Genomic DNA, 24,934 nt, shown 5'->3' with positions numbered 1-24,934 from the left:
GTGTCAGTAAGAACCTGCGGAATAAAAAAATATGGATTATCACTTAACGCTTAACTGGCCCGAGTTTATTGAACGTTACTGGCAAAAACGCCCGGTGGTTCTGAAACGTGGGTTCAGCAACTTTGTCGACCCTATCTCGCCTGACGAACTGGCCGGTCTGGCCATGGAAAACGAAGTCGACAGCCGCCTGGTCAGTCACCAGGACGGGAAATGGCAGGTCAGTCACGGTCCTTTCGAAAGCTATGATCATCTCGGTGAAAACAACTGGTCGCTGCTGGTGCAGGCCGTCAACCACTGGCACGAACCCACTGCCGCGCTAATGCGCCCGTTCCGCGCCCTGCCCGACTGGCGGATGGACGATCTGATGATCTCCTTCTCCGTTCCGGGTGGCGGCGTGGGTCCGCACCTTGACCAGTACGACGTGTTTATTATTCAGGGTACGGGTCGCCGCCGCTGGCGCGTGGGCGAGAAAGTGCCGATGAAACAGCACTGTCCGCATCCGGACCTGCTTCAGGTGGATCCGTTTGAAGGGATTATTGATGAAGAGCTGGAGCCAGGCGATATTCTCTACATTCCGCCTGGGTTCCCGCATGAGGGTTACTCCCTGGAAAACTCGCTCAACTACTCGGTTGGGTTCCGCGCACCAAGCGGTCGCGAGATGATCAGCGGCTTTGCCGACTATGTTCTGCAACGCGAGCTGGGCAGCTATCGCTACAGCGATCCGGATGTGCCTGCGCGCGAGCATCCGGCAGATATTCTGCCAGCAGAGCTGGACAAGCTGCGCGGTATGATGCTGGATCTGATCAACGAGCCGGAACATTTCAGACAGTGGTTTGGCGAGTTTATTAGCCAGTCCCGCCACGAGCTGGACGTGGCGCCTCCGGAGCCGCCTTATCAGGCTGACGAGATTTATGATGCCCTTCAGCAGGGCGACAAGCTGGTTCGTCTGGGCGGGTTGCGCGTGCTGCGCATCGGTGAAGAGGTCTTCGTCAATGGCGAGAAGCTGGATTCCCCGCACCGTCCTGCCCTGGAAGCGATTGCCAGCCATATGGTTCTGACTGCTGAAACCTTTGGCGATGCGCTGGAAGATCCCTCATTCCTCGCCATGCTGGCCGCGCTGGTTAACAGCGGGTATTGGTTTTTTGAGGATTGAGTCACCTTAATGCCCGGTGGCGCTGCGCTTACCGGGCCTACGGGATCGTGCTTTTGTAGGCCGGGTAAGGCGTAGCCGCCACCCGGCTTTTTCACTTCCGCTCCCCCGCCGCAAACTCCTCGATCTCACCTGCCCAATCGGCAGGATATAATCCCTCGTGAACATCGCGATGAAACGTTGAAAACGGCCAGTCGATAACCTTACTGACATACCCATGCTTCATCGGATTGATGTAGATGTAATCCAAATGCCGCCGGTAATCCTCTTCGTTTCGAATGGTGTGCTCCCAGAAACGCGGCTGCCAGATATGACGCATGTCGATGTTACGACTGAACGTTTTTTTGATATCACGCCAGCGTGCCGAAAAGTCACTGTCTCCTTCCGGTAAGGTCCAGATACAGTGCATATGTTCAGGGAGAATAACCCAGGCGTTAATGGTGAAGGGTTTCGCACGTTTAACCGTTAAGGTTGCAGCACGTAAGCTGTCGATATGGCGGGTAAGCAAATCGCTCTGGCGGTTTTGAAGGTTAACGGTGAAAAACCAGGTGCCGCCGGGAATATAGTGGCGACGATAGTTTGACATGGGGGCTCCTTGCCTGAATGCCGGGTGGCGGCTTCGCCTTACCCGGCCTACATTTCGATCGTAGGCCCGGTAAGCGCAGCGCCACCGGGCAATGTCTCACCGCTTCGCGGTTAACTCCGCTATGCGCACAATCACCTTCACCGCTTTTTCCATTCCTTCCAGCGTCACAAACTCATGCTTGCCGTGGTAGTTGTAGCCACCGGTAAACAGGTTCGGGCACGGCAATCCCATAAATGACAGCTGCGAACCGTCGGTACCGCCACGAATCGGTTTTAAGATCGGTTCAATATCGCAGTCGCGCATTGCCTGCCGGGCGATATCAATTATGTGCGGATGCGCCATCACCTTCTCACGCATATTGTAATAGCTGTCTTCGATGATGAGTTCAATGTAGCAGTCAGGATGCAGCCCTTTGCCTACCTTTTTGGCGATCTCCATCATCTTACGCTTGCGCGCTTCAAAGGCTTTACGGTCAAAATCGCGCACGATGTAGTGCATCTGGGCGCTATCCACGGTGCCCTTAATGCTGGTCAGGTGATAGAAACCTTCATACCCGTCTGTCATCTCCGGGCTCTCTTGCGCCGGGACTTCAGCATGAATACGCGACGCCAGCGACAGCGCATTCACCATCACCCCTTTGGCTGAGCCGGGGTGAACGTTGTTCCCGACAATTTTAATGGTGACCGAAGCGGCGTTAAAGTTTTCATACTCCAGCTCGCCCACGCCACCGCCATCGACGGTGTAGGCCCACTGCGCGTTAAAAGCCTCCACATCGAAATGTTTCGCGCCTTTCCCCACCTCTTCGTCCGGCGTGAAAGCAACCCGGATATCCCCGTGCGGAATGTTTTTGCCTTTCAGCACCGCCAGCGCCGTCATGATCTCCGCGATCCCCGCCTTATCATCTGCGCCCAGCAGCGTTTTCCCGTCGGTGGTGATGAGCGTCTGACCGAGCAGCTGGTGCAGGACCGGGAACATCACGGGAGAGAGCACTTCATCGCCAATGCCCAGCGCAATATCACCGCCGCGGTAGTTTTCAACAATCTGCGGGTTCACATGTTTACCGCTAAAATCCGGAGAGGTGTCGACATGGGATATAAAGCCAATCGCCGGGATATCACCCGGGACATTCGCCGGCAGCGTCCCCATCACAGTGCCCTTTTCGCTTAACGTGACGTTAACCAGCCCCATGGCGTCGAGCTGCTCTTTAAGCAGGTTTAATAACTTCCACTGGCCTTCGGTGCTTGGCACCTGGCGGACACCCGGTTTAGATTGGGTATCCAGCGAAACATACTGTAAAAAACGCTCAAGTAATTTATCCATGCAGTCACCCTCACTTTTTGTGACAACATTATCAATAAGCATCAAAACGCAAATATTGCGTCAGGTCACTTTTATCCCGCAAACGAGAATATTTTCCGTTTATATCGTTCTGCGTTAGTAAATGTAGCTTATGAATCAGTGACAAGGATTGGCGATTCCCGAGGTTTGCCGTAGAATGTCCGCCCTCATTACGAGTCACCAAGGTGGTTACACACAAACCCCGCTTCGGCCTGCTGCCTGAGGCGTCTATATGGGACAGTGCAAAAATTGAATACACAACCCCGTTCTCGTTCACCGCTGGTGCAACTTGAACGAATTCGTAAAAGTTTTGATGGCAAAGAGGTCATTTCCGACCTCAATCTGACCATCAATGACGGCGAGTTTCTTACGCTGCTTGGCCCCTCCGGCTGCGGCAAGACAACCGTACTGCGCCTTATCGCCGGGCTGGAAAGCGTCGATAATGGCCACATCCATCTTGAGAACCAGGACATAACCCAGGTTCCTGCCGAAGATCGCCACGTCAATACCGTCTTTCAGAGCTATGCCCTGTTCCCTCACATGACCGTGTTTGAGAACGTGGCGTTTGGCCTGCGGATGCAAAAAACGCCGGCCAGCGAGATCCCCCCGCGCGTCACGGAAGCCCTGCGGATGGTGCAGCTGGACGAGTTTGCTCAGCGAAAACCCCACCAGCTCTCCGGCGGTCAGCAGCAGCGCGTGGCCATTGCCCGCGCCGTGGTCAATAAACCGCGCCTGCTTCTTTTAGATGAGTCGCTTTCCGCGCTGGACTACAAACTGCGCAAGCAGATGCAGAACGAGCTGAAGGCGCTACAGCGCAAGCTTGGCATCACCTTCGTCTTCGTCACCCACGACCAGGAAGAGGCGCTGACCATGTCAGACCGTATTGTGGTGATGCGCGATGGCAAAATAGAGCAGGACGGCACGCCGCGTGAAATTTACGAAGAGCCGAAAAACCTGTTTGTCGCCAGCTTCATTGGCGAAATCAATATCTTTAATGCCACGGTGATTGAACGTCTGGACGATCGGCGCGTGCGCGCGAACGTGGAAGGACGTGAATGCAATATCACCGTGAACTTCGCCGTCGAGAAGGGACAAAAACTCAACGTCCTGCTGCGTCCTGAAGATCTGCGTGTCGATGAAATTCACGGTAATACCGAAGCCGAAGGGCTTATCGGCTATATCCGCGAGCGCAATTACAAAGGGATGACGCTGGAGTCCGTCGTCGAACTGGAAAATGGCAAAATGGTAATGGTCAGCGAATTCTTTAACGAGGACGATCCTGACTTCGACCACTCTCTCGACCAGAAAATGGTTATCAACTGGGTAGAAAGCTGGGAGGTTGTACTGGCTGATGAAGAACACAAGTAAATTCCAGAAGGTGGTGATTACCACTATCGTCGGTTGGCTTGTGTTATTTGTCTTTTTACCCAACCTGATGATCATCGCCACCAGCTTTCTGACCCGCGACGATGCCCACTTCGTTAAGCTGGTCTTTACGCTGGATAACTACGCGCGCCTGCTCGACCCGCTCTATTTTGACGTGCTTCTGCACTCGCTGAATATGGCGCTGATTGCTACCGTCGCCTGCCTGCTACTGGGGTATCCTTTCGCATGGTTCCTGGCCGGGCTGCCACAAAAGGTGCGCCCGCTTTTGCTGTTTCTGTTGATCGTGCCGTTCTGGACCAACTCGCTGATTCGCATCTACGGGTTAAAAATCTTCCTGAGCACCAAAGGCTACCTCAACGCGTTTCTGCTGTGGCTGGGGGTAATTGATACCCCTGTACGCATCATGTTTACTCCGGGTGCGGTGATTATTGGCCTTGTCTATATTCTGCTGCCGTTTATGGTGATGCCGCTCTACTCCAGCATCGAGAAGCTCGATAAACCGCTGCTGGAAGCGGCAAAAGATCTGGGTGCTAACAAGCTGCAAACCTTTATCCGCATTATCATTCCACTGACCATGCCCGGCATTATCGCCGGTTGTCTGCTGGTGATGCTCCCGGCAATGGGGCTGTTCTACGTGTCAGATCTCATGGGCGGGGCAAAAAACCTGCTGATTGGTAACGTGATCAAGAGCCAGTTCCTGAACATCCGCGACTGGCCGTTCGGATCCGCGACCAGCATTACGCTGACGGTGGTAATGGGGCTGATGCTGCTGGTCTACTGGCGGGCCTCACGATTGCTGAATAAAAAGGTGGAACTCGAATGATCGGTCGACTGCTTCGCGGCGGTTTTATGACCGCCATTTACGCTTACCTTTATATTCCGATTATCATTTTGATCGTGAATTCGTTTAACAGTTCACGCTTCGGCATCAACTGGCAGGGCTTTACCACCAACTGGTACAGCCTGCTGATGAATAATGACAGTCTGCTGCAGGCCGCTCAGCACTCGCTGACGATGGCGATTTTCTCCGCCACCTTCGCCACGCTGATCGGTTCCCTCACCGCGGTGGCATTGTATCGCTATCGCTTTCGCGGTAAGCCGTTCGTCAGCGGCATGCTGTTTGTGGTAATGATGTCGCCGGATATCGTGATGGCGATTTCGCTGCTGGTGCTGTTTATGCTGCTGGGCATTCAGCTTGGCTTCTGGTCGCTGCTGTTTTCCCACATCACCTTCTGCCTGCCGTTTGTGGTGGTCACCGTCTTTGCACGTCTGAAAGGGTTTGACGTGCGTATGCTTGAGGCGGCGAAAGATCTGGGGGCCAGCGAGATGACCATCCTGCGCAAAATCATTCTGCCGCTGGCGATGCCCGCGGTAGCCGCAGGATGGCTACTCAGCTTTACGCTGTCGATGGATGACGTGGTTGTTTCTTCGTTCGTGACCGGGCCGAGTTACGAAATCCTGCCACTGAAGATCTATTCGATGGTCAAAGTCGGCGTCTCACCTGAAGTGAACGCGCTGGCGACCATTCTGTTGGTGTTTTCGCTGGTTCTGGTGATTGCCAGCCAGATTATTGCTCGTGATAAAACAAAATCTCAGGGGACAATGAAATGAAAAAAATGCTCGCCGCTGCGGCACTGGTACTTGGCATGGGTGCCGCGCACGCTGATGACGGTAAAACGCTCTACTTCTATAACTGGACCGAGTATGTGCCACCGGGCCTGCTGGAACAGTTTACGAAAGAGACGGGCATCAAGGTCATCTACTCGACCTACGAGTCGAATGAAACCATGTATGCCAAGCTCAAAACCTACAAAGACGGCGCATATGATCTGGTGGTGCCGTCTACCTACTTTGTCGACAAAATGCGCAAAGAGGGCATGATTCAGAAGATCGATAAAACGAAGCTCACTCACTTCAACAATCTCGATCCGGAGATGCTCAACAAGCCGTTTGACCCGAATAACGACTACTCCGTTCCTTACATCTGGGGCGCAACCGCAATTGGTGTCAACAGCGAGGCTATCGATCCGAAAACCGTTACAAGCTGGGCCGATCTGTGGAAACCGGAATACAAAGGCAGCCTGCTGTTAACCGACGACGCGCGCGAAGTGTTCCAGGTAGCGCTGCGTAAGCTCGGCTACTCCGGCAATACGACGGACCCAAAAGAGATTGAAGCGGCCTATAACGAGCTGAAAAAGCTGATGCCTAACGTGGCGGCATTTAACTCTGATAACCCGGCAAACCCGTATATGGAAGGCGAAGTGAATCTGGGCATGGTGTGGAACGGCTCCGCGTATGTTGCCCGTCAGGCCGGTACGCCGCTGGAGGTAGTGTGGCCGAAAGAAGGCGGGATCTTCTGGATGGATAGCCTCGCGATCCCTGCCAATGCCAAAAACGTGGAGGGTGCGCTGAAGCTGATTAACTTCCTGCTGCACCCGGACGTGGCGAAGCAGGTTGCCGAAACGATTGGCTACCCGACACCGAACCTCGCGGCACGCAAGCTGCTGAAGCCTGAAGTGGCTAACGATAAGTCACTCTATCCGGATGCCGACACCATCAGCAAAGGGGAATGGCAGAATGACGTTGGTGACGCCAGCCGCCTCTACGAAGAGTATTACCAGAAGCTAAAAGCGGGCCGATAAACGGCATCGCGCGATTCCTCACGCCGTGCGAACGGCGTGAGGAAGCATTAACTGGCCGCATTCTCGCCAGCCCAAATCGTCGCCCTTCTCATCACCTCGACCACATCATCATCCGACAGCCCCAGTGCGTGACTCAGTCTTGTCGCCTCCTCCCACTGCTGCTGCTCGTAGTAACGACAGAGTGCGATCATATCAGCTAGCTGCCCCTCCTGATGGCACAGTGCGTTGCTCACGCTCTGCGGTACCGCAATCTGCTTCATCAACTCGGTCATCGGCAGTTCAAGGAGAGTATCCAGCAGCGAGAACAGGCCGCACAGAAAGGCATTTTCAGCCAGCGTCGGTTCGTTTATCGCCTCTGCGATCAATTCGCAGAATTTCCCACGCATCATGCTCAACGGATAAAGCTCGCTGACGGTGTCATTGTCCGCACTCGCCAGGACCACGACGGCAACGAACCGTCTCAGCTGATTCTCCCCAAGATAGCGGAGTACCTCACTCAGGGTTAACTTGCTGAAATTACAGGCACCAACATGTTTAAATGCCGTGTGCTTCATGTAGCGCATAATTTTCCAGGAGAGGGTGAGATCACTTTTTATCAGCGACTCGATAATGCGATAATCAGGTTTATTACGTCCGATTTCCATTTGCAGGCGGAAAATCGCAAGCTGATTTTGCGATAAGCGTTTATATTTAATCATCTCCGGACGGCAGAAAAAATAACCCTGAAACAGAGAAAATCCTTCATCTCTGAATCGAATAAATTCCTCTTTAGTCTCAATTTTTTCAGCGAGATATTTTATATGTGCGGTCTCTTTTTTACGCGATGCCAGATACTCTTTAATTTGCGCTAAGGTATAATTTCTGACATCGAATTTCAGAACCGAAATATAAGGTAAAAACGCATCCCATTCCGGAGCGAGGGTGAAATCATCGAGTGCGAAGTGGTAGCCGTGCGCATTCATCTCTCTGACGGCCTGCAACAGCTCAGCCCCCGGAACCGCATCTTCCAGTATCTCAATGACCACGCTCTCTTTATCGAGCGCTTCTCCGCTCCGGTCGATGACCATCCGGGAGGGAAAATTAATAAACGACGTGTGCTCCCCGGCGATCCGTTGCGCGGGTACACATAAAAACTGATCTGATATCATTCTGGATGTCGCATATTCCGCCGAGACATCCGGAAAACGGTTTGTCATTCCCTCTCTGAAGAGCAGTTCATAGGCGACCGTCTTCATCTCCGGGTTAAAAATGGGTTGTCTGGCGATAAATCCGTACATATCCCATCCTCCTCTACCACTTAATATTTATTAGCATCCTCTTTCTACACGACGATAACGAGCATTATCGAGCACTATTTTGATTGAATGCACAAAATAAAAGCATCCACACTAATTAACAGGGTTTATATTCTCAGAATTTAAATTAAATACTCCCGGTACTCTACAGAAAGAGAGTGATATATCCGATAAGTAATATGTGCCTGACCGACACGCACACGATTACGGGAGATAAGAATGCAAAACGCCAAGGTCCGAAGATCAAAAATGAGCGTCAAAACGTTAATGCTATTGTCCATTTTTCTCACCGTGACGGTAGGCTTTACCGCCACGATTGGTTTTATGATGTGGCAGTGGATGGCGCAGCAGGACAGTCTGGCCAAAAAACATATCCGCCAGATTGCTGAGGTGCAGTCTTTGCAGGTCAGTAAGGAGATGGATTCCGCGCTGGCTGCCGCCAGGGATATGGGCAACAGTGCCCTGGCGCTGAGGGATGCGGGCATCTCCGATCGCCAAAGTCTCAACCAGCTGCTGATCCATTATCTTGCGGCCCACCCGCAGTTTCTCTCCATGTCGATGGCTTTTGAGCCCAACGCGTTTGACCATCAGGATGCCGCCTTTGCCGGACAGAGCGGAGAGGATCCTGCCGGACGCTTTGCCCGCTATGTCGACCGCGATGCCTCTGGCAAACCCGCACTGCACCTGCTGACGGACCTGGAAACACCCGGCAGCGGCGATTATTACCTGCTGCCGAAGCAACGGCAAAAAGAGGTGATCATCGAACCCTATATCTACCCGTACAATGGCGTAGACGTCATGCTTACCTCCATTGCCGCCCCCATTATGGCTGACGGCAAGTTTCTGGGATCGGTCACCTCTGACTTTTCACTCGCCACACTGCAAGCCATGACTGGGGCAATAAAACCGTGGAACGGGACTGGCTATGCCCTGCTCCTCTCAGCGGAAAATAAAGTGGTATTCAGCCCGGACAAACAGGCCACCGGAAAGCCTTACGCGGGGAAGATAACGGGCCATGATGTCATCCGGGAAAACGATCCACTGCTGAAGGAGGAGGCATTTATTACCTGGCAGGATATTGCAATTGGTAACAGCCAGACGCCGTGGAAGCTGGCCATCGTCACTCCTGTCAGTGAGGTGATGGCCGAGGCGCGTGCATTTTTGCTGAAAGCCATTGTCCTTATGGTGCTCAGTATCGTAGTGGTGAGCCTGGTCATGGCGCAAATCTTTACGCGTAAAGTTGACCGACCGGTGGGTGGCGAACCTTCTGACGCCGCCGGAATTGCCCTGGCCGTCGCCCGCGGGGAGCTGAACAATACAATTCCGGTGCGCGCGGGAGATACTCGCAGTATTTTTTACGCCCTGCACACCATGCAGATGCAGCTCAAACGCATCGTCGACAACATCAGCGATGCCAGCCATTCCGTGCGGGGTGGCACCAGCGAGATTTCGGCAGGTAACCTTGACCTTGCCTCGCGAACCGAGGAGCAGGCAGCAGCGATTGTGGAAACCGCGGCCAGCATGGAAGAGATTTCGGCCACGGTGAAGAATAATGCCGACAATGCGCACAAAGCGACCACGCTGACCGACCGCGCCGCCAGCCTCGCCGGACATGGCGAAACGCTGGTGAACGACGTCGTCACGGTGATCGGCGAGATTGATGACAGCGCGCGTAAGATCGGTGAGATCAACAGCATTGTCGATGGCATTGCCTTCCAGACCAATATCCTGGCGCTAAACGCTGCCGTAGAAGCCGCACGGGCGGGTGAGCAGGGACGCGGTTTTGCGGTGGTGGCCGGTGAAGTCCGTAACCTGGCCCAGCGGAGCGCTAACGCAGCAAAAGAGATTTCTCAGCTCATTGCCGAATCGTCTGGCCGCGTCAACAAAGGCGTTGAGCTGGTCAATGAAACCGGCGTGATGATGAAACAGGTTATCGAGGCGGTGTCGCATGTGCATCTGGTGATCAACGATATCGTTCAGGCGCTGGACGAGCAAAATCGGGGGGTTAGCCAGGTCAGCACCGCCGTGAATCAGATGGACAGCACAACCCAGCAGAACGCCGCTCTGGTGCAGCAGATCTCAGCCGCGGCGCTCTCACTGGACGAGCAGGCTAAATCGCTGGAGAAGACGCTGGCGTTCTTTCATTCGTAAATCGTCAGGCACCCGCAGGACGGGTGCCTTTTTACACCATTGCCGCTACAGCCCTTTCAGCAGCTTGTCGACAAATTCCGGGACGACCGCGCTTGCCAGACCGTAGTGTTTCTCTTCAAACTCGCTGCCCACCTGGCTTGGCTCCAGATTGAGCTCAACCGTATGGGCGCCGTGCAGTCGCGCTTCGTGAACAAACCCCGCCGCCGGGTAAACATGGCCGGATGTACCAATGGCGATGAACACGTCCGCCATCGCCAGCGCGCTGTAGATATCATCCATCCCCAGGGGCATCTCCCCGAACCACACCACGTGCGGGCGCAGGCGTGCGGGGAACTGACAGCAGTGGCATTTGTCTTCTGGCAGCACGTCCTCTTTCCAGTCCAGCACCTGGCCGCTCCAGGCACAGCGAACTTTGAGCAACTCACCGTGCATGTGGATGATGTTTTTGTTACCGGCTCGCTCATGCAGGTTGTCGATATTCTGCGTCACCAGCAGGAAACGATCCCCCAGCGCCTCTTCCAGCTTCGCCAGCGCCAGATGCGCCGGATTGGGCGCAATCTCAGGCTGCTGCAGCTGGCGACGGCGGGCGTTGTAAAACGCCTGCACGAGATCCGGATCGCGGGCAAAACCTTCCGGCGTGGCGACATCCTCCACGCGGTGTTCTTCCCACAGTCCGTCCGCCGCGCGGAAGGTTCGAATTCCTGACTCTGCGGAGATTCCCGCCCCGGTCAGCACCACCACTCTGGGTTTATCCATCGCTTCTGGCATCATTCTGTCTCTGAAAAAGATCCGCTGACGCAAGCGCTCACGTAAGCGGCGTTTGTTTTTGCGAAAACGGCTGAGTCGACCCTGGCGACGCGACAGCATAGAAACCTCGTAAACTAATCGGTGAGATGAAGGAATGCGGCTCCGCGCATGCCTCCTGCGTCCCCGTGTCGCGCACGTTCAATACGCGGCACGCGTGCAACCGGCAATAAATGTCGGGGCAAACGCCCGGACAACTGTTCCGTAATCGCAGTGAAGTTTGACAACCCTCCCCCAATCACCAGCAGATCCGGGTCGACGATAGTGAGAATATTTCCCAGACATACCGCCAGCAGATCCAGATAGCGCTCAACGTGCTCACGCGCCTGCGCATCCCCTTGCTCCCACAAGGTAATGATTTGAGGGGCCTCAAGTTTCTGATGATAGAAGTGTTCGTAAAGCCATGCAAACCCGCGGCCGGAGAGGTAGTTCTCAATACAGCCGTGCTGGCCGCAGCCGCAGCGGGTCAGCGGAAACTCACGCCCGACAACGTCCAGGGCATCCACCGGCAAGCGGATATGGCCGAACTCACCGGTGATATAGCTACGCCCGGTGATGGGCTTACCGTTGATCACGATCCCTCCGCCGACGCCCGTGCCGAGGATCAGTCCCATGACCAATGGATACTGACGGAATTCATCATCCCAGGCTTCAGAGAGCGCAAAACAGTTGGCATCGTTATCTAAACGCACGTCGCGTTCAAGGCGGGCAGAGAGATCGGCGCGCAGCGGTTTGCCGCTGGCAGCAGGTACGTTGGCGGCATACAGCGTGCCGTCGTCGGTTTCGGGCATGCCCGGAATACCAATGCCGACGCTGCCTTTGACGCCAAAGCGTTCATCTGCTTGCGCCACCAGCGCGGCAATGGCGGTTAAAAATTCGTCGTAGCTCTCGCGCGGCGTGGGAACGCGCGTTTCCCACTGCAGCCTGAGGTCTTTATCAAATACGCCGAGCGCAATCTTGGTGCCGCCAATATCAAATCCATAATACATAGTGCATTCCTCTTTTGACCTGGCGGCCCAAAAGCCGCTAGATCATGACGTAATTACTGGCCACTTAATACCCTCGCCGGATCAATTCGGCTTGCGCGACGCGCCGGATACCAGCTTGCCAGCAGACTCAGTAAAAGTGCTGTAACCAGCACATAAAAAACGTCCAGCCAGTGCAATTCAGACGGCAGGAAGTCAATAAAATAGATATCACCCGACAGGAACTGGTGACCAATAAGCTTTTCAATGCCGTTGATAATTGGCGTCAACTGCAGGGAAACCACCACGCCAATCACCACGCCACACAGGCTACCGAACAATCCTGCCAGCAAACCGTACCAGACGAAGATGGCGCGAATAAGACCGTCTTTCGCCCCGAGCGTTCTCAGCACGGCAATGTCACCGCTCTTGTCCTTGACTGCCATCACCAGCGTCGAGACGATATTAAAGCACGCGACGCCAATCACCAGCACCATCGCCAGATACATAATCGCGCGGATCATCTGGATATCACGGTACATATACCCGTAAGTGCCGATCCAGCTTTTGATGTAAACATAGTTATTGGTCACGCTGCCCGCGTCGCGTACCAGTTTGTTGGCATTAAAGACGTCGTTCACCTTAATGGCAATGCCCGTCACGCTGTCGCCCATGTCGAGATACTGCCGCGCATCTTCCATCGGCACCATCGCAAAGCTATGGTCAAGCTGACCGCTCAGCTGAAGAATACCGGTGACGTGCAGGCGCACGCGTTTCGGCTGCTGCAATTTGTGATCGGCGCTGGCGTTCGGGATCATGATCGACACCCAGTCGCCCTGCTTCACCTTCAGGGCATCTGCAACGCCTTTGCCCATGATGATCTGCTGCTCGCCGGCCTTAAAGTTTGCCCACGCGCCGTTCTGCACATATTTCGGCAACGCGCTCAGGCGTTCTTCCTGGGCGGGGTTCACCCCTTTCACCTGGATGGCACGCAGGTTTACCCCGCTCTCCACCAGCCCGGTAAAGTTGATATAGGGCGCGGCAGCAGCGATGCCCGGGACTTTCTCTACTTTGTTGAGCGCATCGCTCCAGTGGGTCCAGGGCTGGTTAACCGGCTCGATTTCCCCGTGCGGTACCACCGCCAGAATGCGGTTATTCAGTTCGCGCTCGAAGCCGTTCATGGCGCTCAGGCCGACAATCAACACCGCCACGCCCAGCGCAATTCCGATGGTCGAGATGACGGAGATGAGCGACACCATGCCGCCGCGACGGCGACCGCGGCTAAAGCGTAACCCGATGAGTAACGATAACGGTGAAGCCATTACTCCGCTCCCATCAGGGTCAGTTCTGCATTCAGATGACCGTCGCGCATTTCAAGCTGGCGCCCCATGCGTTTTGCCAGCTGCAGATCGTGGGTGACCACCAGAAACGCGGTGCCCTGCGAGGCGTTAAGTTCACCCAAAAGCTGGAAAATACTGTCCGCATTACGCGCATCCAGGTTACCGGTCGGTTCATCCGCCAGTACCAGACGCGGGTTGTTGACCAACGCACGGGCAATGGCCACGCGCTGACGTTCGCCGCCGGAAAGCTCCGACGGACGGTGATTGCCACGGTGACCCAGCCCTACTGCGTTCAGCATGTCGCTGGCGCGGGCGTTAATTTCTGCCGGTTTCTTTTTGCCAATCAGCAACGGCATCGCCACGTTTTCCAGCGCCGTGAAATCCGGCAGCAGGTGGTGGAACTGGTAGATAAAGCCCAGCTCGCGATTACGCAGCTCGGCCTTCGCCGCTGAGGACATTTTGCTCATCGGCTGGCCGGAAAAAATCACGTCGCCGTTGGTTGGGGTATCCAGCCCGCCCAGCAGGTGCAGCAGCGTACTTTTGCCCGAGCCGGAGCTGCCGACAATCGCCATCATCTCGCCTTCGCCCACGCTAAAGCTCACATTGTGCAGCACGTCGGTCTGCACAGCGCCTTCCTGATAGCGTTTGGACAGGTTGTCGCATTGCAACAGGATCTTATTCATAACGTAAAGCCTCAGCGGGTTGAGTGGCGGCAGCGCGCCAGGAAGGATAAAGCGTCGAAAGCAGCGCAATGGCCATCGCGGCCAGCGCAATACCGATAACCTGCAGCGGCTCGATAGCCACCGGCAGCGCCGCGCCATCAAGCAGCGCGCCGATGATCGGCATTAAATTATTAAGCTGGCTGGCAAGCAGTGCGCCGAGCCCCGCCCCCAGCAGCGCGCCGATAATCCCGGCGCTGGCACCCTGCACCATAAAGACCGCCATGATCTGGCGCGGCGTGAGCCCCTGGGTTTGCAGGATGGCGACCTCGCCTTGCTTTTCCATCACCATCAGACCCAGCGAGGTGATGATGTTAAAAGCGGCCACGGCCACGATCAGGCTCAACAGCAGCCCCATCATGTTTTTTTCCATACGCACGGCCTGGAACAGTTCGCCTTTACGTTCGCGCCAGTCCTGCCATTTGGTGCCGTCCGGCAGTTTTTGCTGGCTGAGGGTATCAACCTTCAGCGGCGCGTCGAGCCACAGGCGCCAGCCCGTGATGTTCCCTGCCGGGTAACGCATCAGGCGCGAAGCATCCTGAATGTTAACCAGCATCTGATAACCATCGACTTCGCTGTTGGCGGCAAAAGTACCAATTACGTTAAACAGGCGCTGGCTTGGCAGGCGCCCCATCGGCGTAAACTGACTGGCAGAGGGCACCATCACACGCAGCTGGTCGCCACGGTTGACGCCAAGCTGGCCGGCAAGCTGCTCACCCAGAATAACGTTGTATTTTCCGGCGGCCAGATCGGTCTGCTTCACGTTAACCAGGTACGGCGTCAGCGGATCGTTTTGTGCAGGGTCAATACCCAGCATGACGCCGACCGCCACGCTGCGGGCGCTTTGCAGCACCACGTCGCCGGTTGTTAACGGCGCAACGCGCGTGACCCCCTGTAACTTCGCCGCACTTTCCGGCAGCTGTTGCGGGTTCAGCGAACCGTTGGTGGAGGAGAGAACGGCCTGCGGCATCAGCCCCAGGATGTTGTTTTGCAGCTCGCGCTCGAAGCCATTCATGACGGAAAGGACCGTCACCAGTGCCATCACGCCGAGCGTAATGCCAATAGTCGAAAGCCAGGAGACAAAGCGACCGAAGCGGTCCGCGGCGCGCCCACGCATGTAACGTAAGCCTATGAAGAGTGCGACAGGTTGATACATGAAATCCGTCTGTTTGCTGATAGCAGACCCACGAGTATATAAGCGAATCCGTTAAGCGTAAATGACTGAAACCGTAAGCTTTGGTAATCATTTTTCTGAAAAATTCAGATAAATCAGCGTGCTATTGTCTGAATTGTCGCCTCGCAACCTCCACCTTTTCCGAAAAACCTCCTGATACAGACTGTTACCCGTTACATCCCGGTTTCATTTCAGAACAATTGCTCGTTCGTTTATGGCAATTTAAGGTAGTCGCGAACAATGAAGCAAAAAGCATTATGGATTAACCAGATAAAAGGGCTGTGTATCTGCCTGGTGGTTATCTATCATTCGGTCATCACCTTTTATCCGCACCTGAGCGGGCTGCAACATCCGCTATCCGGCCTTCTCGCGAAATGTTGGGTCTATTTTAATCTCTACCTCGCCCCATTCCGCATGCCGGTATTCTTCTTTATCTCCGGCTATCTGATCCGTCGTTATATCGATGAGGTGAACTGGCGAACCAGTCTCGACAAACGGATCTGGAGCATTGTCTGGGTTCTGGTCCTGTGGGGGATTCTGCAATGGCAGGCATTGACCCACCTGAATGCCTGGCTGGCGCCCGATCGTGAGCTTGCCACCTCCTCGAACGCGGCCTACGCCGATTCCCTCTCAGGATTTGTACGCGGTATGCTCACCGCCAGCACCAGCCTGTGGTATCTGTATGCTCTGGTCGTCTACTTCACGCTGTGTAAACTACTGAGCCGCTGGAAGCTACCGGTGCTCGGGCTGCTGGCACTGGCGAGCGTCGCGATCAACTTCCTGCCGTTGCCGTGGTGGGGAATGAACAGCGTAGTACGCAACATGATCTACTACAGCCTCGGAGCGTGGTATGGCGCAGAGCTGATGGCGTGGATGAAAAGTTTCAACCTGCGCCGCACGTGGCTGGCGACAGGCGCGTTCGCCGCCGTCTCCGTGGTGCTGTGGTTTGCTAACGTTCCTCTCCTGCTTTCCCTGCTGTCGATTGTGTTGATCATGAAGCTTTTCTACAGTATTGAGCAGCGTTACGCCGTGCATCCCAACAATCTGCTGAACGTGATTGGCTCCAACACCATTGCGATCTATACCACCCACCGCATCCTCATTGAGGCCTTCAGCCTGTTCCTGATTGGCGAGATGAATGCCGCATACTGGCCGGTCTGGGCAGAGCTGGGCTTAATTCTGGTCTATCCGTTTGCCAGCCTGCTTATCTGCACCCTTGCCGGGCTCGGGGTGCGCAAACTCTCCACCGCGCTGTTTGGCGATCTTTTCTTCTCTCCTCCGTCAACGCTCTCCCTGTCACCGTCCCCCCGCTAATGCCTTCTCCGCCCCCCGTTTTGGGGGCGGAAAGTCACCCCGTGCGGTTACAATTTGCTTATGTAAAACGATCGAGGATAATAAAGACATTGCGTATCAGTGATATGCCCCAATACTGTTGGTATATCCATAAGAGACTCTGACATAGCCATGCCTGAACACTATCGTTATTCCTTGCCTGTCAAAGCGGGCGACCAGCGCCAGTTGGGTGAACTTACGGGCGCGGCGTGCGCCACGCTGGTGGCAGAAATTGCTGAGCGACACCCCGGCCCGGTGGTGCTTGTTGCCCCGGATATGCAAAATGCCCTGCGCCTGCACGACGAAATCCGCCAGTTCACCGATAGCCTGGTGTTCAGCCTGGCCGACTGGGAAACGCTGCCGTATGACAGCTTCTCTCCGCATCAGGAGATCATCTCCTCGCGCCTGTCGACGCTCTACCAGTTGCCGACCATGCAGCGCGGTGTGCTGATTGTGCCGGTAAATACCCTGATGCAGCGCGTCTGTCCGCACAGCTATCTGCATGGTCATGCGCTGGTGATGAAAAAAGGCCAGCGCCTGTCCCGTGATGCCCTGCGCGAGCAGCTTGACGGTGCCGGCTATCGTCATGTCGATCAGGTGATGGAGCACGGGGAATACGCAACCCGTGGCGCGTTGCTTGACCTTTATCCCATGGGCAGCGACCAGCCGTATCGTCTCGATTTCTTCGATGATGAAATCGACAGCCTGCGCGTGTTCGACGCCGACACCCAGCGCACGCTAGAGGAAGTAGAGTCCATTAACTTACTGCCCGCGCATGAATTCCCGACGGACAAAACTGCCATCGAACTGTTCCGCAGCCAGTGGCGCGATAAGTTCGACGTCAAGCGTGATGCCGAGCACATCTATCAGCAGGTCAGCAAAGGCACGCTCCCGGCCGGGATCGAATACTGGCAGCCGTTGTTCTTTAACGAGCCGCTGCCTGCCCTGTTCAGCTACTTCCCGGCAAATACGCTGATTGTGAACACCGGCGATATCGACGCCAGCGCCAGCCGTTTCGAAAGCGAAACCCGCGCCCGCTTCGAAAATCGGGGCGTTGACCCGATGCGTCCGCTGCTGCCGCCGGAAGCGCTGTGGCTGCGTACCGACGAACTCAATGCGGAGCTGAAGCGCTGGCCGCGGATCCAGCTCAAAACCGATTCGCTTGCCGATAAGGCCGCCAACACCAACCTCGCCTTCCGGACGCTGCCGGACCTGGCCGTTCAGGCGCAGCAGAAATCGCCGCTGGATAATCTGCGCAAGTTCCTGGAGTCCTTTACCGGCCCGGTGGTGTTCTCCGTTGAGAGTGAAGGCCGCCGCGAAGCACTCGGCGAGCTGCTGGGTCGAATAAAAGTTGCGCCGAAACGCATTCAGCGCCTGAGCGACGCGGCCGGAAACGGCCGTTATCTGATGATTGGTGCCGCCGAACACGGGTTTATTGATACGCTCAACAACCTGGCGCTGATTTGCGAAAGCGATCTGCTGGGTGAGCGCGTCGCGCGGCGCCGTCAGGACAGCCGTCGAACCATTAACCCGGACACGCTGATCCGTAACCTGGCCGAACTGCATCCGGGCCAGCCGATTGTTCACCTGGAGCATGGCGTTGGGCGCTATCAGGGAATGACCACGCTGGAAGCCGGCGGCATCAAAGGTGAATACCTGATGCTGACCTACGCCAACGACGCCAAACTGTATGTTCCGGTGTCATCCCTGCATCTGATCAGCCGATACGCGGGTGGCGCGGAGGATAACGCCCCGCTGCACAAACTGGGCGGCGATGCCTGGGCTCGCGCGCGCCAGAAAGCGGCGGAGAAAGTACGCGACGTGGCGGCCGAGCTGCTGGATATCTACGCCCAGCGCGCGGCCAAAGAGGGCTTCGCCTTTAAGCATGATAAAGAGCAGTACCAGCTGTTCTGCGACAGCTTCCCGTTTGAAACCACGCCGGATCAGGCCCAGGCCATCAACGCCGTATTGAGCGACATGTGCCAGCCGCTGGCGATGGACCGCTTAGTCTGCGGCGACGTCGGCTTCGGCAAAACCGAAGTGGCGATGCGCGCCGCCTTCCTGGCGGTTGAAAACAACAAGCAGGTGGCGGTGCTGGTGCCGACCACCCTGCTCGCCCAGCAGCACTTCGACAACTTCCGCGACCGTTTCGCCAACTGGCCGGTGCGCATTGAGATGCTGTCACGTTTTCGCAGCACCAAAGAGCAGACGCAGATCCTCGAACAGGCAAGCGAAGGCAAAATCGATATTCTGATCGGTACGCACAAGCTGTTGCAAAGCGACGTGAAGTGGAAAGATCTGGGGCTGCTGATCGTCGACGAAGAGCACCGCTTCGGGGTGCGTCACAAAGAGCGGATCAAAGCGATGCGCGCCGACGTCGATATTCTGACCCTGACCGCAACGCCAATTCCGCGTACGCTGAACATGGCGATGAGCGGCATGCGCGATCTGTCGATTATCGCCACACCACCGGCGCGTCGTCTGGCGGTGAAAACCTTTGTCCGCGAGTACGATAATCTGGTGGTACGCGAGGCGATCCTGCGTGAGGTACTGCGCGGGGGCCAGGTTTATTATCTTTATAACGACGTTGAAAATATCCAGAAAGCCGCGGACAGGCTGGCCGAACTGGTACCGGAAGCGCGTATTGCCATCGGCCACGGGCAGATGCGCGAGCGCGAGCTGGAGCGGGTGATGAACGACTTCCACCACCAGCGCTTTAACGTACTGGTGTGTACCACCATCATTGAAACCGGCATTGATATCCCGACGGCGAATACCATCATTATTGAGCGTGCGGATCACTTTGGTCTGGCGCAGCTTCATCAGCTGCGCGGTCGCGTCGGGCGTTCGCATCATCAGGCTTACGCCTGGCTGTTGACCCCGCATCCGAAAGCGATGACCACCGACGCGCAAAAGCGTCTGGAAGCCATCGCCTCGCTGGAAGACCTCGGTGCAGGCTTTGCGCTGGCCACGCACGATCTTGAGATCCGTGGTGCCGGCGAACTGCTGGGCGAGGATCAGAGCGGCTCCATGGAAACCATCGGCTTCTCGCTCTATATGGAGCTGCTGGAAAACGCGGTTGATGCCCTGAAGGCCGGACGCGAGCCGTCGCTGGAAGATCTCACCAGCCAGCAGACCGAGGTCGAGTTGCGTATGCCGTCCCTGCTGCCGGATGATTTCATTCCTGATGTGAATACCCGCCTGTCATTCTACAAACGCATTGCCAGCGCGAAGAATGAAAATGAGCTGGAAGAGATCAAAGTGGAACTGATTGACCGCTTTGGCCTGCTGCCCGATGCGGCGAGAAATCTGCTGGATATCGCGCGGCTGCGCCAGCAGGCGCAGAAGCTGGGGATCCGCAAACTTGAAGGTAATGAAAAAGGCGGCGTCATTGAATTCGCCGAGAAGAACCACGTCAACCCGATGTGGCTGATTGGCCTGCTGCAAAAACAGCCGCAGTATTTCCGCCTGGATGGGCCAACCCGTCTGAAATTTACCCAGGAGCTGGCGGATCGCAAAACCCGTATGGACTGGGTGCGTAACTTTATGCGGCAGCTCGAAGAGAACGCGGTCGCGTAATCTGACCTCCCCCCGTTAGCCAGTGCTGCCGGGGGGACAATTTACAAACTCTTTGCACTTCACCCGATCTTCCCGACACACCCTTTCGCCATAATTATCATTAACACCTTATAAAACAATAACCTTATCATTTATATGGATTATGGTGATGATGACCTCTTCGCGTTTTACCCGCTCGATAACCCTGTTTACGCTGGCTGCCGCCGTCGCGGTTGCACTTCCCGCTCGCGCAAACACCTGGCCTCTTCCACCGCCTGGCAGCAAGCTGGTCGGGGAAAACCGCTTTCATGTGGTTGAAAATAATGGCGGTTCACTGGAAGCCATTGCCAAAAAATATAACGTCGGTTTTCTGGCTCTGCTGCAGGCGAACCCCGGCGTCGATCCGTATGTCCCGCGCGCGGGCAGCGTACTGACGATCCCGTTACAAACTCTCCTGCCGGATGCCCCGCGCGAGGGGATCGTCATAAACCTGGCTGAGTTACGTCTCTATTATTATCCGCCGGGTAAAAATGAAGTGACCGTCTACCCTATCGGTATCGGTCAACTGGGCGGCGACACCCTGACACCGACGATGGTGACGACCGTCTCGGATAAACGGGCGAATCCAACCTGGACGCCAACGGCCAACATTCGCGCCCGTTATAAAGCCCAGGGCATCGATCTTCCCGCGGTTGTTCCGGCTGGCCCGGATAACCCAATGGGGCACCACGCGATCCGCCTGGCGGCATACGGTGGGGTTTACCTGCTGCACGGAACGAATGCCGACTTTGGCATCGGCATGCGCGTCAGCTCCGGCTGTATTCGTCTGCGCGATGACGATATCAAAACGCTGTTCAACGTCGTTACGCCGGGGACTAAAGTGAATATTATCAACACACCGATTAAAGTCTCTGAGGAGCCGGGCGGCGTACGGCTGGTCGAAATTCACCAGCCGCTTTCAAAAAATATCGGCGACGATCCGCAGACGTTACCCATTAACCTGAATGCTGCGATGGTGAGCTTTAAAACGAATGCGAATACCGAGAGCCAGGTGATGGAACGTGCGATAGAGGCCCGGTCAGGCATGCCGACCGATGTCACCCGGCATCACGATATCGTTCAGCAGTCGATGTAAAACAGAACGTAAAACGCCCTGCTTAGCAGGGCGTTTTTTATTGCAGTGGCATAAATGAGGGTTTATGCCCGGCTTATTTGTAGATGACAGCCGTGCCGTGCAGCGTGTTAGGACCGGTCACAGAGGTGATGCGGTAGGATTTTGCACCCATTGCTTCCGCTTTTTGTGCCAGCTGATCTTCCAGTGAACCCAGGTTAGTCCCGGCAGACGCAGAGATCGTCCCGACTTTATGCTGATCGGCTGGCGTTGACTGAACTTGTACAGCAGCAAAGCTTGCGAAAGAAAGTGAACTCAGTACGGCTGCAGCGATGAGGGTTTTTACGTTTTTCATGATGTTTACCTTTGGCAGATGAATTTGGAGGTCGTTAGCGATTTAGTTAACGATCGATAGGTAAATCATAAATGTGATCCAGCTCACGCGTCAACATAATTTTATAACGAGCATTAATTAATTTTTAAAGTCTTTAATTTTCATACATATATGATTAATTTATTTTTAAGCATTCTGCACTGGTGATGGGTTGCGTTTATTTTTATAATGGTTATTCAACAAATCAACAGAGGACCAACGGCAAATGACAACCGACGTCACGAGTTGTGCGAAGAAAAGCCGTGGCCGACCAAAAGTGTTTGACAGGGATGCAGCGCTTGATAAGGCCATGACTCTCTTCTGGCAACATGGGTATGAAGCGACCTCGCTTTCCGATCTGGTAGAAGCCACCGGCGCCAAAGCACCGACGCTCTATGCTGAATTTACCAACAAAGAGGGGCTGTTCAGGGCAGTGCTGGACCGATACATTTCGCGCTTTGCAGCGAAACACGAAGCCCAGCTGTTTTGTGAAGAGAAAAGCGTTGAACAGGCGCTACGGGATTACTTCACCGCCGTTGCCACCTGCTTCACCAGCAAAGATACGCCCGCGGGCTGCTTTATGATTAACACCTCCGCCACCCTGGCGGCAGCGTCGAAAGAGATCGCCAATACGGTGAAATCGCGTCATGCCATGCAGGAAGAGACGCTCAGCGCATTTCTGGCTCAACGCCAGCAGCGCGGTGAAATTCCCGCGCATTGTCAGCCGCAGATGCTGGCGCAGTACCTGAGCTGTATTTTGCAGGGTATGTCGATCAGCGCGCGTGAAGGCGCGACGCTGGAAAAACTGCAGAATATAACCGAAACCACACTACGCTTGTGGCCTGAACTCCTCAAAATTTGAGGTAAAAAAAAGCTCCTCAGCCTGAGCGCTTGAGGAGCTAAGTTCAGAGAACATCTTTTTTACACTTTGTTATTCAGTACCAGCTGGCCATTTCCATCCAGTGGGATTTGCGTTCCTGGGTCTTTATCCATACGGATTTTGCCCTGCTGATCGCCAATTTTGTAGGTGACGTCATAACCCAGCATTTTTTCCGACTTGTCATAGACGGTTTTACAACGCTGCTGAGTCGTGGTGTAAGTATCGTTATCCTGCATCGCACCCTGCACCTGGTTGCCGGCATAGCCGCCACCCAGCGCACCAACGACGGTCGCGACATCTTTACCCCGGCCACCGCCAAACTGGTGACCAATTACCCCACCCGCTACCGCACCCAGAACAGAGCCGGCAATACGGTTTTCATCCTGTACCGGACGACGGTGGGTCACGGAGACGTTACGGCACTCCTGACGAGGGGTTTTTACGGTTTCTTTAATGGGAGTAGCAGAAACCACCTGCGCATACTGCGGGCCGCGATCTAATACGTTGAGACTGGCAACAGCAGCCACACCTAACGCCGCTGCGACACCAATCCCTATACCCGCCAACATAGATTTATTCACGGGACTTCCTCCTTTGTTGCTATTGGTAACAATTTTGCAATGAAGCCACGGCTTCGCCAATAAGACAAAGGATCAAAAAGTGGACACTGGAGAGGGATATATCATGTTTAGGAGAACTCTTAAGCACCTAATCCATGACGGGCAGCATGATATGCTAAAAACTCCCTCCGGAGGGCCCGGAGGGAGTGAAAGATTAGTGGAGTTTAAGACGCGGACGGATGACGCGGTTGATTCTGCCCACCAGCATCATCAGACCCGTTTTGAAGTAGCCGTGCAGTGCGATCTGGTGCATACGGTACAGTGAAATATAGACAAAGCGTGCTATGCGCCCTTCTACCATCATTGAGCCACGCATCAGGTTACCCATCAGGCTACCGACGGTTGAGAAGTTGGACAGCGATACCAGAGAGCCGTGGTCTTTATAGGCATACGTCTTCATCGGTTTGCCTTTGTACTGCGCCAGAATATTATGCAGCACCAGGCTTGCCATCTGGTGCGCAGCCTGAGCACGCGGCGGCACGAAGCCACCTTCAGGGCGCGCGCAGGAAGCACAGTCGCCAATTGCAAAGATTTCCGGGTCGCGCGTGGTTTGCAGCGTTGGCTCCGTCACCAGCTGGTTAATGCGGTTCGTTTCCAGACCACCGATATCTTTCATAAAATCAGGTGCTTTGATACCTGCCGCCCAGACCATCAGATCCGCTTTGATGTACTCACCGTCTTTGGTGTGCAGACCGCCTTCGTCGGCGCTTGTCACCATCGTCTGTGTCAGCACCCGCACACCCAGTTTGGTGAGTTCATTGTGCGCCGCACCGGAGATACGCGGAGGCAGCGCCGGGAGGATGCGTTCACCGGCTTCGACCAGCGTGACGTTCAGCGCGTCGTTTGTTAACCCTTTATAGCCGTAGCTGTGCAGCTGTTTCACCGCATTGTGCAGCTCAGCAGAGAGCTCTACCCCCGTTGCCCCGCCGCCGACAATTGCAATGTTAACCTTGCCATTCGCACCCATGTTATTGGTGTACTTCAGGAACAGGTTCAGCATCTCCTGATGGAAACGACGTGCCTGGTGCGGGTTATCAAGGAAGATACAGTGCTCTTTCACGCCCGGCGTGTTGAAATCGTTAGAGGTACTGCCCAGCGCCATTACCAGCGTGTCATACGCCAGTTTGCGTTCAGGAACCAGCAGCTCGCCTTTTTCATCACGCAGTTCTGCCAGGGTGATGGTTTTGCTTTCACGGTTGATATCCACCACGGAACCCAGCTGGAACTGGAAATGGTGATTGCGTGCGTGCGCCAGATAGCTCAGCGCATCCACGCCCTCATCCAGCGATCCGGTCGCCACTTCGTGCAGCAACGGTTTCCACAGGTGACTGTGGTTACGATCCACCAGCGTGATTTTGGCTTTTTTACCACGACCCAGCTTCTTACCCAACTGTGTGGCCAGCTCCAGCCCGCCAGCACCACCGCCTACAATCACTATCTTTTTCAATGGCGTAGTCAACGTGACCCCCTCAAATTATTAACCAATTGTTAATTAAAAGTTATAAAAATA

Annotated in this window: 21 protein-coding genes; 10 read left to right on the top strand and 11 right to left on the bottom strand. The window is 55.1% G+C overall.

From position 1 onward, the window contains the following. Positions 1 to 31: 31 nt before the first annotated feature. Entirely contained in the window at positions 32 to 1,153 is a 1,122-nt protein-coding gene (locus L3068_RS08715; RefSeq protein WP_014883418.1) for a ribosomal protein uL16 3-hydroxylase, read from the top strand. A gap of 91 nt (positions 1,154 to 1,244) precedes the next feature. Here the strand turns inward: L3068_RS08715 and L3068_RS08710 are convergent, their stop codons facing one another. Then, complete coding sequence (locus tag L3068_RS08710; RefSeq protein ID WP_047027470.1) at positions 1,245 to 1,736, bottom strand: REP-associated tyrosine transposase; 492 nt, start codon at positions 1,734 to 1,736, stop codon at positions 1,245 to 1,247. A 96-nt stretch (positions 1,737 to 1,832) separates the two neighbouring features. Beyond that, a complete protein-coding gene (gene pepT, locus L3068_RS08705; RefSeq protein ID WP_014883416.1) occupies positions 1,833 to 3,056 on the bottom strand; it encodes a peptidase T in 1,224 nt (407 codons plus the stop codon). Between the two features lie 237 nt (positions 3,057 to 3,293). Between pepT and potA the strand changes: the two genes are divergently transcribed. From potA to potD, 4 genes are read left to right on the top strand one after another with little or no spacing between them, the layout of a single operon-like run. Continuing rightward, a complete protein-coding gene (gene potA / locus L3068_RS08700) occupies positions 3,294 to 4,442 on the top strand; it encodes a spermidine/putrescine ABC transporter ATP-binding protein PotA (protein ID WP_198923270.1) in 1,149 nt (382 codons plus the stop codon). Next, positions 4,426 to 5,283: a spermidine/putrescine ABC transporter permease PotB gene (gene potB / locus L3068_RS08695; protein ID WP_014883414.1), complete on the top strand. Its 858-nt coding sequence runs from the start codon at positions 4,426 to 4,428 to the stop codon at positions 5,281 to 5,283. Before potA ends, potB begins: the two co-directional genes overlap by 17 nt. Next, on the top strand, positions 5,280 to 6,071 hold the full coding sequence (gene potC / locus L3068_RS08690) for a spermidine/putrescine ABC transporter permease PotC (protein ID WP_014883413.1): 792 nt from the start codon (positions 5,280 to 5,282) through the stop codon (positions 6,069 to 6,071). Before potB ends, potC begins: the two co-directional genes overlap by 4 nt. Then, a complete protein-coding gene (gene potD, locus L3068_RS08685; RefSeq protein ID WP_117581398.1) occupies positions 6,068 to 7,102 on the top strand; it encodes a spermidine/putrescine ABC transporter substrate-binding protein PotD in 1,035 nt (344 codons plus the stop codon). The genes potC and potD overlap by 4 nt, the downstream gene beginning before the upstream one ends. Positions 7,103 to 7,149: 47 nt before the next feature. Here potD and L3068_RS08680 read toward each other — a convergent pair whose 3' ends face one another. Then, the gene (locus L3068_RS08680; RefSeq protein ID WP_117581396.1) at positions 7,150 to 8,379 is read right to left on the bottom strand and encodes an EAL and HDOD domain-containing protein; all 1,230 of its coding nucleotides are present in this window, start codon (positions 8,377 to 8,379) and stop codon (positions 7,150 to 7,152) included. A 237-nt stretch (positions 8,380 to 8,616) separates the two neighbouring features. On the opposite strand from L3068_RS08680, the gene L3068_RS08675 reads away from it, so the two are divergent. Next, positions 8,617 to 10,548 carry a methyl-accepting chemotaxis protein gene (locus tag L3068_RS08675; RefSeq protein WP_117581394.1) on the top strand — a complete coding sequence of 644 codons (1,932 nt, stop codon included), beginning with the start codon at positions 8,617 to 8,619 and terminating at the stop codon, positions 10,546 to 10,548. A 45-nt stretch (positions 10,549 to 10,593) separates the two neighbouring features. On the opposite strand, the gene cobB is transcribed toward L3068_RS08675, so the two are convergent. Genes cobB through lolC form a run of 5 tightly spaced genes read right to left on the bottom strand, consistent with a single transcriptional unit; the run spans position 10,594 to position 15,532 of the window. Continuing rightward, on the bottom strand, positions 10,594 to 11,415 hold the full coding sequence (gene cobB, locus L3068_RS08670) for a Sir2 family NAD+-dependent deacetylase (RefSeq protein ID WP_014883409.1): 822 nt from the start codon (positions 11,413 to 11,415) through the stop codon (positions 10,594 to 10,596). A gap of 14 nt (positions 11,416 to 11,429) precedes the next feature. Continuing rightward, positions 11,430 to 12,341, bottom strand: a complete 912-nt coding sequence (gene nagK, locus L3068_RS08665) for an N-acetylglucosamine kinase (RefSeq protein ID WP_023337102.1) — start codon at positions 12,339 to 12,341, stop codon at positions 11,430 to 11,432. Between the two features lie 53 nt (positions 12,342 to 12,394). Further along, positions 12,395 to 13,639 carry a lipoprotein-releasing ABC transporter permease subunit LolE gene (lolE, locus tag L3068_RS08660; RefSeq protein ID WP_014883407.1) on the bottom strand — a complete coding sequence of 415 codons (1,245 nt, stop codon included), beginning with the start codon at positions 13,637 to 13,639 and terminating at the stop codon, positions 12,395 to 12,397. Then, a complete protein-coding gene (gene lolD, locus L3068_RS08655; RefSeq protein WP_045269419.1) occupies positions 13,639 to 14,340 on the bottom strand; it encodes a lipoprotein-releasing ABC transporter ATP-binding protein LolD in 702 nt (233 codons plus the stop codon). Before lolD ends, lolE begins: the two co-directional genes overlap by 1 nt. Next, on the bottom strand, positions 14,333 to 15,532 hold the full coding sequence (lolC, locus tag L3068_RS08650; RefSeq protein WP_014883405.1) for a lipoprotein-releasing ABC transporter permease subunit LolC: 1,200 nt from the start codon (positions 15,530 to 15,532) through the stop codon (positions 14,333 to 14,335). The genes lolD and lolC overlap by 8 nt, the downstream gene beginning before the upstream one ends. 258 nt (positions 15,533 to 15,790) lie before the next feature. Here lolC and L3068_RS08645 point away from each other — a divergent pair, with 258 nt between their 5' ends. From L3068_RS08645 to ldtC, 3 genes are all read left to right on the top strand, one after another. After that, positions 15,791 to 16,864 (top strand): acyltransferase family protein, encoded by a 1,074-nt coding sequence (locus L3068_RS08645; RefSeq protein ID WP_014883404.1) that lies wholly within the window; start codon positions 15,791 to 15,793, stop codon positions 16,862 to 16,864. A 150-nt stretch (positions 16,865 to 17,014) separates the two neighbouring features. Further along, the gene (gene mfd, locus L3068_RS08640) at positions 17,015 to 20,461 is read left to right on the top strand and encodes a transcription-repair coupling factor (protein WP_023337098.1); all 3,447 of its coding nucleotides are present in this window, start codon (positions 17,015 to 17,017) and stop codon (positions 20,459 to 20,461) included. A gap of 148 nt (positions 20,462 to 20,609) precedes the next feature. Beyond that, positions 20,610 to 21,575, top strand: coding sequence for a L,D-transpeptidase LdtC (ldtC, locus tag L3068_RS08635; protein ID WP_117581392.1), 966 nt, complete (start codon positions 20,610 to 20,612; stop codon positions 21,573 to 21,575). A gap of 73 nt (positions 21,576 to 21,648) precedes the next feature. Here ldtC and bhsA read toward each other — a convergent pair whose 3' ends face one another. Then, a complete protein-coding gene (gene bhsA, locus L3068_RS08630) occupies positions 21,649 to 21,906 on the bottom strand; it encodes a multiple stress resistance protein BhsA (protein ID WP_023332711.1) in 258 nt (85 codons plus the stop codon). Positions 21,907 to 22,150: 244 nt separating this feature from the next. On the opposite strand from bhsA, the gene comR reads away from it, so the two are divergent. Beyond that, positions 22,151 to 22,786 (top strand): TetR family copper-responsive transcriptional repressor ComR, encoded by a 636-nt coding sequence (gene comR, locus L3068_RS08625; protein WP_014883400.1) that lies wholly within the window; start codon positions 22,151 to 22,153, stop codon positions 22,784 to 22,786. A gap of 59 nt (positions 22,787 to 22,845) precedes the next feature. On the opposite strand, the gene L3068_RS08620 is transcribed toward comR, so the two are convergent. Both L3068_RS08620 and L3068_RS08615 read right to left on the bottom strand, forming a co-directional pair. After that, positions 22,846 to 23,385, bottom strand: a complete 540-nt coding sequence (locus L3068_RS08620; protein ID WP_008500779.1) for a glycine zipper 2TM domain-containing protein — start codon at positions 23,383 to 23,385, stop codon at positions 22,846 to 22,848. Positions 23,386 to 23,578: 193 nt separating this feature from the next. Continuing rightward, positions 23,579 to 24,883: an NAD(P)/FAD-dependent oxidoreductase gene (locus tag L3068_RS08615; RefSeq protein ID WP_117581390.1), complete on the bottom strand. Its 1,305-nt coding sequence runs from the start codon at positions 24,881 to 24,883 to the stop codon at positions 23,579 to 23,581. Between the last annotated feature and the right edge of the window lie 51 nt (positions 24,884 to 24,934).

It is taken from the genome of Enterobacter cloacae complex sp. ECL414 (assembly GCF_021869685.1).
Taxonomy (GTDB): domain Bacteria; phylum Pseudomonadota; class Gammaproteobacteria; order Enterobacterales; family Enterobacteriaceae; genus Enterobacter; species Enterobacter kobei.
Note: the sequence above shows the minus strand (reverse complement) of the source record. Positions and strands in the feature narration are given on the sequence as shown.